The organism is Neisseria sp. P0022.S010, from assembly GCF_051956635.1.
Window position 1 is genome coordinate 1 of sequence record NZ_JBQCXF010000687.1, and the last position, 1,411, is coordinate 1,411.

The 1,411-nt window shown below is 51.7% G+C and carries 1 protein-coding gene; it reads right to left on the reverse strand.

Annotated features, from left to right (window positions below):
* Positions 1-1,397, reverse strand: a 1,397-nt coding sequence (locus tag ACTHUT_RS20670; protein WP_440419676.1) for an RHS repeat-associated core domain-containing protein, incomplete at its 3' end; no start/stop codon positions are given.
* Positions 1,398-1,411: the final 14 nt, after the last annotated feature.

Below are 1,411 nucleotides of genomic sequence, written 5' to 3' on the forward strand. Positions count from 1 at the left end.
TCATTCATTTTTTCATAGACTTGATTAGCAACTCCTGTATCGACTTGATTGCCATTTGCAGCCATCATAGTACCAATAGCTTTACCTCCCTCATGAGCCGCACCTAATCCTAATAAAAGAAGAGCCGCTTTACCTAATGCTACTAACTCCGGAGCAATCAATGGAATAGCGAAAGCTGCTAAACCTTTTGGATCAATCCAAATTTGAACATTCGGCGCAAATCGGTAAAAGTTAAATCCGCCTTCCAACCCAATCGGGTCCTGATTCACAAACCGACCCGCATCAGGCTCGTAGTACCTGAAGAAGTTGTAATGCAGCCCCGTCTCGCGGTCGGCATATTGGTTTTGCAGGCGGAAGGGTTGGTATGCGCTATCCGTTACCTTAGTTTCGCTCTTCAGTTTGCCCCAACCGTAATAATCCCCGAACCAAACCAGATTGCCTTCGCCATCGGTCATCTCTCTCGGGATGCCGATTTGGTCGCAGTGGAAGTAGTGGGTTTCCTGTTTGCTTTCGCCTTCTTCGTTGGTCCGGTTGTGTACCTGTGCCAAAGGTTCGTAGCTGTCGGGATCGGTGTAGATATAGGTATACCTGCCGTCCGGTTGGATTTCTTGCAGCAAATGGCTGCCGTCCCAAACGAATCCGGTTTCCTCTTCGAGGTCGTCTGAAACTTCTTCGTTTTTCAGACGGCCTTTGCCTATCCTTCTGCCCAAGGCGTCGTAGCTGTACGCCCAAGTTTCTTTCGTGCCGTCTTTTTTGAAGATTTCGGCTTTAACCAGTTGGTCATGCAGATCGTAGAAATAGTTCTGTACTTCGCCGTCGGCCAGTTCGCGGTGGATCAGGTTGCCGAAGTGGTCGTAGTAATAGCTGTTGCCGTTGTAGGTTTTCAGGCGGTTGTCGGGGATGGTAGGGCTATTGTTATCGGACAGGATATTATGCGCAGGGTCGAAGGCGAACAGTTCGCTGCCGGCTTTGGTAATCCTGCCCAGTCTGTCGTACTCGAATTGGGTCGTGCCCGTCCGCTGGTCGGTGCTGTGGGTCAGGTTGCCGGTACGGTCGTAGCCGTAGCTGCGTTTGACTGCATAAGCCGATGTTACAGTGTTCTTATCTGTCTCGGTCTGCGTTAGGTCGTTAAGGGTGACGATTTGCCTTTTCAGACGGCCTAGGGGATCGAGTTCGTAGCGGCTGGCGAGTTTACCTTGTGTGCGGAAGATTTCGCGGTGCAGCCTGTCGCGTTCGATGTCGGTGATGACTTCGTCGTCGAGGCTGATTTGGTGCAGGTGGCCGCTGCCGTAATACAGGTAGTTGATTTGTCTGCCGTCGGGCAGGACGGTGGCGGTACGGTTGCCGTTGAAGTCGTAGTGGTAGCGGATGCTTTCGGTAACGGGCAGGTACAGCATGTCGTACTGCGCAT